The sequence below is a fragment of the bacterium genome (assembly GCA_019695335.1).
GTDB lineage: Bacteria > CLD3 > CLD3 > SB21 > SB21 > JABWBZ01.
This window is the reverse complement of the sequence record JAIBAF010000003.1, coordinates 109,469-116,797: the sequence shown is the minus strand read 5'-3', so window position 1 is coordinate 116,797 and position 7,329 is coordinate 109,469. Positions and strand designations below refer to the sequence as shown.

Sequence of the window (7,329 nt, the reverse complement as noted above, 5' to 3'; positions counted from 1 at the left end):
GGCGATAACATCAAGATCAATGTGGAATTGATCACGCCGATCGCGATGGAAGAAGGATTACGCTTCGCGATTCGTGAAGGTGGTAGAACTGTCGGCGCTGGCGTCGTAACTAAGATTATTAAGTAAGAATTGTTGCAGTATTGACGGGTATAGGGGAGTGGCTCAATTGGCAGAGCGGCGGTCTCCAAAACCGTAGGTTGCAGGTTCAAGTCCTGTCTCCCCTGCATTGAAAATGTTTACTAATAACATGCGAGAATTTTATGGCTAAAATCACTGAATTTTTCGGAAGCGTGCAAACGGAAATGAAAAAAGTTTCGTGGCCGACACGTGAAGAATTAACCGGTTCGACATGGGTTGTAATGATCTTATGGATCCTTTTGTCCATCTATATTTTTACGACAGATAATATTCTCCAGTACATTGTCAAACAGCTGCTTTTATAATACTGCAGTAAATGCAAGGAATGATAATGGAAAATTCTGAAAGCGTTTCAGAAAAAAAAGAAGAAACAAAAGACGTTCGTAGGCCTGACAATACGAAATGGTTTACATTACGCGTGTATTCTGGCCAGGAAGCAAAAATCAAAGAACATATTCTTAGTGAATTGGATATTGCCGGTCTCACCGATCAGGTATTTAGAATCTTGATTCCTTCCGAAACGGTTATTGAAATGAAAAACGGCCGAAAAAAAGAAAAAACTCGTTCGTTTCTTCCCGGATACATGATCGTTGAAATGGTGGATGATAAACGCGTCATGCATGTTATTTCGAATACTCCCGGTGTTGTTAATTTTGTAGGTCCAAAAAATCAGCCACAGGCTTTACGGCCGGATGAAGTAGACCGGATGCTGGGCAGAATGCATGAAAAGAAAGATTCTGAAGTTTACGACGTTCCTTTCAAAGTAGGAGACGCGGTTCGTATCATCGACGGACCGTTTACGGATTTTACTGGTTTCATCGATGAGATCAATTATGAAAAGAACAAGCTGAAAGTTATGGTCAGTATTTTCGGGCGATCCACGCCTGTTGAACTCGACTTTTTGCAAGTAAAAATCGAAGGTAATTAATCAATCATCAACTGAATAGGGAATCTAATGAAAAAAGTAGTTGCCCAAATTAAGTTGCAAATTCCGGCCGGAGCAGCCAATCCGCAACCTCCCGTAGGTCCTGCGCTTGGTCAGCACGGCGTAAACATTATGGAATTTTGCAAAGCGTTTAATGCTAAGACGCAAGATCAAAAAGGTATGATCATTCCGGTTATTATAACCGTGTTCTCTGATCGTACTTTTACATTTATCTTAAAGACTCCTCCGGCTGCCATTCTCGTGAAAAAGGCCATCAATCTTGAAAAAGGCTCTGCCCAGCCAAACCGTAATAAAGTTGGGAAAATCACACGGGCCAAAATTCGTGAAATTGCTCAAATCAAATTACCCGATTTGAATACAAAAAATATTGATTCAGCAATGCGTATGATTGAAGGCACGGCCAAAAGCTTAGGCGTCGAAGTCATCGATTAAGTTGTTAAACCATACCACCCATGGTGGGAGAATAATCACCGTATTTACAACGCGCGTGAAAATTCGTTACAAGGAGTATTATGAAAAAGAGAAGTAAACGTTTCCAAGGCATCGACAAGAAAGTCGATAAGAAGAAAGAGTATTCGATCGACGAAGCTTTTACTCTTATCAAAGAAACATCAAGTGCAAAATTCACTGAGTCGGTCGATGTTGCCGTTAACCTTGGGGTCGATCCGAAATATGCCGATCAGGCGTTACGCGGTACTGTTTTATTACCGCATGGCTCAGGTAAAACAGTGAAAGTTTTAGTTATTACTAAAACCAAAGACAAAGAAGCCAAAGAAGCAGGCGCTGATTTTGTCGGATTCGATGAGTATTTGCAAAAAATCAAAGATGGGTGGACGGATATCGACGTCATTATCGCGACCCCGGAAGCTATGATTGAATTGGGTAAATTAGGAAAAGTATTGGGACCTAAAGGTCTAATGCCTAATCCGAAAAGTGGAACGGTCACTCAAGACGTTACCAAAGCTATTGGTGAAGTTAAAGCCGGACGTGTGGAGTTCAGAGTAGATAAACAAGGAACGGTTCACGTTGCCATCGGGAAAGCAAATTTTGATGCCAAACAATTGGCCGATAATTTTAGAAGTTTCATGACAACGATTATGCGGATGAAACCGGCATCAGCCAAAGGTCAATATCTGAAGAGCGTTTTCGTATCTACAACTATGGGACCCGGCATCAAAGTCAACAGCCAGGAAGTTGGCGCTCTGACTATTCACTAATTAATCGAATTCATTAAAAGTTTATCGAATAGAGGCAGCAATGAAAAAAGAAAATAAAAACGAATTGATTGCCGAGCTTGCTGAGAAGTTGCAGAAAGCATCGGGAATCTATCTAACCGATTTTAGCGGAATCGATGTTAAGAAGATGGAAGACCTTCGCAACAAGTTCCGTGAAAACAAATCGGAATTTAAAGTTGTCAAAAACACACTGGCCAAAATTGCGCTGAATCGCGCCGGATACGATGGCGGTTTGGATAAATTTTTGGAAGGTCCGACCGGCATTGCGTTTGGTTATGAAGATCCGATCGCGCCGGCTAAAACTTTGTCTGAATTCCTTAAAGACAAGGAAAATGATAAGCTCAAACTGAAGATTTGTGTTATTGAAAAACAACTTTTTGAAGCATCAAAATTAGGTGATATAGCCAAGATGCCGACGAAGAAAGATTTGTTGGCGCAATTGATGGGCTTATTGAATTCGCCGATGCAGAATGTTGTCATGTTGCTCAATACACCGATGCAAAATCTGGTTGGAATATTGGAATCGTTAAAAAATCAAAAAGCAGCTTAATACTATTTATCATATTAACCGTTTATCGCCTTAATTTATCATTCGTATAAATGTTGCGAGTGACTGGCGATAACAAATCGAAGGAGTATCTCCCATGGCAGTTTCAAGAGAAGATGTGCTCGACTATTTGGCCAATGCCAATATGATCGAAATCGGCGAGCTCGTCAAAGACATTAAGAGTAAATTCGGCGTAGAAATCGCTGCACCGGTTGCGGTAGCTGCGGTTGGCGGCGGAGCGCCTGCAGGCGGTGGTACGGCTGCTGCAGCTGAAGAAAAAACAGAATTTACTGCAAAATTAACTAACGCAGGCGATAAGAAAATTCAGGTCATCAAAGTTCTTCGTGAATTGACTAACCTCGGCCTGAAAGAAGCGAAAGACCTCGTGGACGGCGCTCCGGCGGTTGTCAAAGAAGGTGTTTCAAAAGACGAAGCTGAGAAAATCAAAGCTAAATTTGCCGAAGTCGGTGCAACGATTGACATCGTATAATCCGGTTCGACACTCGTTCTTTGTTAATTGGTAGCATAGAGAAGGCGGTTCTGCACGAATCGCCTTCCTCTATTATAAAAATCCAGGCGAGAATATGGATTTTCGAATGTTCAAGTGCAGATGCCTTGCACTTAAATTAGTTCATTATCAATTTTTTTAAATCTAATTTAAAAAAAAGGCAGGTCCCTTTGAATACGAAAAAAGTGATCGAGCGTGTTAATTTCGCTAGAAACGCCAGTTCTCTCAAAATGCCTGATTTACTTGAGATCCAGATCGAATCATACCGCGAGTTCCTCCAACAAGATACTCTTTCCGAAAAACGCACTAATACCGGTTTACAATCTGTTTTTGTCAGTTCTTTTCCCGTTGAAGACGCGAAAGAACTCTTTAAGTTAGAATTCCTGAAGTATTTTGTTGAGCGTCCGAAATACGATGTCCGTGAATGTCAGGAACGTGGTGTTACTTATTCGGTACCACTTAAAGCAACTTTGCGCCTCTCGAGCAAAAAGTCGGTAGATGATAAGCATCCCGAACTCATCGAGCAGGACGTTTATTTAGGTAATTTGCCATACATTACTGACAAAGGTACGTTCGTTATCAATGGCGCCGAACGTGTAGTCGTCAGTCAATTACACCGTTCACCCGGAGTATTTTTTGATGAATCAATCCATCCGAACGGCACTAAAATGTTTTCGGCCCGCGTGATACCATTTCGCGGATCTTGGATTGAATTCACCACCGATGTTAATGATGTAATGTATGTTTTTATAGATCGTAAGAAAAAATTTCCTGTCACGACATTTTTAAGAGCACTCGGATATTCTTCAGATCGTGACATGTTGAAACTGTTTGGAGTCATTGATGAGGTTGAATTATCGCGTTCCGGTGATGCTATCATGGGACGTAAACTTGCATTAGATATTGTCAATGAAGAAACAGGCGAAATTATTGCCGAAAAAGAATCTGAAATTAATGATGAATTAGTAGCGAAGCTGAAGAAAAATAAAATCAAAAAAATTGATTTGATCAAAACGGAAGATGTTATTCCGGAAGTGATCGCTAATACCATTCGTAAAGATATCACAAAGAGCGAACAAGAAGCTCTGGAACAAATTTATCGTCAGTTGCGCTCGGGTGATGCTCCGGATCTGGAGACTGCACGCGGTCTGCTTGAACGTCAGTTCTTTAATGCCAAGCGTTATGACTTGGGAGATGTCGGCCGTAATCGTATTAATAAAAAATTGGGCTTGAATATACCGGAAGCTGTGACAGTCCTGACTAAAGACGATATTGTTGCGATCATCAAAGCTTTGATCGAGCTTCGCAACGGCACTCGTTCTACCGATGATATCGACCATCTTGGAAATCGCCGTGTGAAAACGGTCGGAGAACAACTGGCTTCACAATTCAGCGTTGCGTTGTCAAGAATGACACGTACGATCAAAGAACGTATGAATTTGCGTGATAATGAGAATTTAACGCCACAGGATCTGGTGAACGCCAGAACGATTTCCAGCGTAATCAATACGTTTTTTGGTACGAGCCAGTTATCCCAATTCATGGATCAAACCAATCCGTTGTCAGAATTGACACACAAGCGTCGTCTTTCTGCTCTCGGACCCGGCGGTCTTACGCGTGAACGTGCCGGATTCGAAGTTCGTGACGTACACTATACACATTACGGACGTCTTTGCCCGGTTGAAACACCGGAAGGACCGAATATCGGTTTGATTTCATCGTTATGTCTATTCGCACGCATCAACCGTTACGGATTTATCGAAACGCCTTATAAAAAAGTCACGAATTCAAAGGTTCAACCCGGTGTTGAATTTTTGACAGCAGGGGACGAAGACGATAAAATCATTGCGCAAGCAAATGAACAGTACGATAAAAAAGGAAATTACTTAAACGAATTTGTCAAATCGCGCCAAAAAGGTGATTTCCCGATTGTGCCTCCGGATGAAGTGGACTATATGGATGTTTCACCGGCACAAATCGTAAGTCCCGCCGCCGCATTGATTCCATTCTTGGAACACGATGATGCGAACCGCGCGCTGATGGGTTCCAACATGCAACGTCAGGCTGTTCCGTTGCTGATGCCGGAAGCGCCGCTTGTAGGAACAGGATTGGAACGTATTGTTGCTGTTGATTCGCGTGCCGTCTTGATTTCAGAAATCGATGGCGTAGTCGAAGATGTTTCAGCCAACGAGATTACAATTCGTAAAAAAGGAAATGTTAAGAAACAGAAATCGGAAGTGTCCGATACGGTCACTTATCGATTGATGAAATTTTTCAGAACGAATCAGGACACATGTATCAATCAGCGTCCGATAGTTCGTATCGGCGACGAAGTAAAAGCAGGACAAATCATTGCCGATGGTTGTGCGACTGAACGTGGTGATTTAGCGCTCGGTCGTAACGTGCTTGTAGCTTTCATGCCGTGGCGTGGGTATAACTTTGAGGACGCGATCATTCTGAGTGAAAAATTGATTAAAGAAGACCTTTTCACGTCAATTCATATTGAAGAATATGAAATTCAAGTTCGCGATACCAAACGCGGTGAAGAGGAATTGACCCGTGAAATTCCGAACGTTAGTGAAGATGCTACCAAAGATCTGGATGAAAACGGTATCATTCGTGTCGGAGCTGAAGTGCAAGCAGGTGATATTCTCGTTGGTAAAGTTACTCCTAAAGGTGAAACCGATCCAACGCCGGAAGAAAAACTCCTGAAAGCAATCTTCGGTGATAAAGCCGGCGATGTAAAGGATGCGTCTTTGAAAGCACCTCCGGGCATGAAAGGAATTGTCGTTTCGACAAAACTTTTCAGCCGCAAGAAAAAGGATTCGGAATCCAAGAAAGAAGATAAAAAGAAATTGGAAGAGCTTGAGAACGAATACAAGAAACAAGTTCGCCGGCTTAAATCCAATTTACGCGACGAATTAACCAAACTTTTGGTTGGCAAAGTATCGGCAGGAGTTTCTTACACGGACGGTTCTGAGTTCCTCAAAAAAGGAAAGAAATTCACTGAAGACAGCTTTAAAAATCTTGATCCTTCGGAAATCAATCTGCAGGAAAGCAAGTGGAGCGACGACGAAGAAACAAATGAAATGGCTAATTTCCTCTTTGATAACTTCGAACGTAATATGGAAGAAGTAGAAACTGAATACAATTCAGAAAAATACAAACTCCAGGTCGGTGATGAGTTACCCCCGGGAATCGTTCAGTTAGCTAAAGTTCAAGTTGCCAAAAAACGTAAGATTTCGGTCGGCGATAAAATGGCCGGACGCCACGGTAACAAAGGCGTCGTTTCCAAAATCGTTCCGGAAGAAGATATGCCTTTTCTCAGCAACGGAATGCCGGTTCAAGTCATTCTTAATCCATTGGGCGTGCCTTCGCGTATGAATCTTGGCCAGATCTTCGAAACATCACTTGGTTGGGCTGGAAAAATTCTCGGCAAACATTATGAGACAAATGTGTTTGACGGAGCCAAAATCGAGGATGTTAAAAACGAACTTCGTGGAGCAGGATTGCCTGAGCACGGCAAAGTTTGGCTGACAGACGGACGTACCGGTGAAAAATTCGATCAAGAAGTCATGGTAGGTTATATCTACATTATGAAACTGAACCACTTGGTCGATGATAAGATTCACGCCCGGTCGATCGGACCTTATTCGCTGATTACGCAGCAGCCGTTGGGCGGTAAAGCGCAATTCGGAGGCCAGCGTTTTGGTGAAATGGAAGTGTGGGCGCTTGAAGCGTACGGCGCCGCTCACACCTTACAAGAAATCCTGACGTATAAGTCGGATGACGTTACGGGACGTGCGAAAGTATACGAATCCATTGTTAAAGGCGACAATTTGCCTGAGGCTGGAATTCCGGAATCTTTCAACGTACTTGTTCGTGAATTGCAAGGACTTGGTCTTGAAGTGAAAATCGAGTGATTTTCACCAACCGTCAACTAATTTAAAATTTA

At 42.5% G+C, this 7,329-nt stretch carries 8 protein-coding genes and 1 tRNA gene; all 9 read left to right on the top strand.

The genetic code is table 11. The features are described from left to right. Positions 1-126 (top strand): elongation factor Tu (gene tuf, locus K1X84_01645; protein ID MBX7150313.1); only part of this gene is annotated, 126 nt, incomplete at its 5' end. Between the two features lie 25 nt (positions 127-151). Continuing rightward, positions 152-224, top strand: a tRNA-Trp gene (locus tag K1X84_01640). Positions 225-260: 36 nt separating this feature from the next. Continuing rightward, positions 261-443, top strand: coding sequence for a preprotein translocase subunit SecE (gene secE, locus K1X84_01635; protein MBX7150312.1), 183 nt, complete (start codon positions 261-263; stop codon positions 441-443). A gap of 26 nt (positions 444-469) precedes the next feature. Further along, the gene (nusG, locus tag K1X84_01630) at positions 470-1,066 is read left to right on the top strand and encodes a transcription termination/antitermination protein NusG (protein MBX7150311.1); all 597 of its coding nucleotides are present in this window, start codon (positions 470-472) and stop codon (positions 1,064-1,066) included. A 27-nt stretch (positions 1,067-1,093) separates the two neighbouring features. Further along, complete coding sequence (gene rplK / locus K1X84_01625; GenBank protein MBX7150310.1) at positions 1,094-1,516, top strand: 50S ribosomal protein L11; 423 nt, start codon at positions 1,094-1,096, stop codon at positions 1,514-1,516. Positions 1,517-1,596: 80 nt separating this feature from the next. Then, positions 1,597-2,301 carry a 50S ribosomal protein L1 gene (gene rplA, locus K1X84_01620; GenBank protein ID MBX7150309.1) on the top strand — a complete coding sequence of 235 codons (705 nt, stop codon included), beginning with the start codon at positions 1,597-1,599 and terminating at the stop codon, positions 2,299-2,301. A gap of 40 nt (positions 2,302-2,341) precedes the next feature. After that, positions 2,342-2,869: a 50S ribosomal protein L10 gene (gene rplJ, locus K1X84_01615; protein ID MBX7150308.1), complete on the top strand. Its 528-nt coding sequence runs from the start codon at positions 2,342-2,344 to the stop codon at positions 2,867-2,869. 94 nt (positions 2,870-2,963) lie between these two features. Next, positions 2,964-3,356 carry a 50S ribosomal protein L7/L12 gene (gene rplL, locus K1X84_01610; protein MBX7150307.1) on the top strand — a complete coding sequence of 131 codons (393 nt, stop codon included), beginning with the start codon at positions 2,964-2,966 and terminating at the stop codon, positions 3,354-3,356. A gap of 188 nt (positions 3,357-3,544) precedes the next feature. After that, positions 3,545-7,297, top strand: coding sequence for a DNA-directed RNA polymerase subunit beta (gene rpoB / locus K1X84_01605; GenBank protein ID MBX7150306.1), 3,753 nt, complete (start codon positions 3,545-3,547; stop codon positions 7,295-7,297). Positions 7,298-7,329: the final 32 nt, after the last annotated feature.

Coding starts and splice junctions, on each gene's coding strand:
- secE (MBX7150312.1), top strand. CDS start 261: ATGGCTAAAATCACTGAATTTTTCGGAAGCGTGCAAACGGAAATGAAA.
- nusG (MBX7150311.1), top strand. CDS start 470: ATGGAAAATTCTGAAAGCGTTTCAGAAAAAAAAGAAGAAACAAAAGAC.
- rplK (MBX7150310.1), top strand. CDS start 1,094: ATGAAAAAAGTAGTTGCCCAAATTAAGTTGCAAATTCCGGCCGGAGCA.
- rplA (MBX7150309.1), top strand. CDS start 1,597: ATGAAAAAGAGAAGTAAACGTTTCCAAGGCATCGACAAGAAAGTCGAT.
- rplJ (MBX7150308.1), top strand. CDS start 2,342: ATGAAAAAAGAAAATAAAAACGAATTGATTGCCGAGCTTGCTGAGAAG.
- rplL (MBX7150307.1), top strand. CDS start 2,964: ATGGCAGTTTCAAGAGAAGATGTGCTCGACTATTTGGCCAATGCCAAT.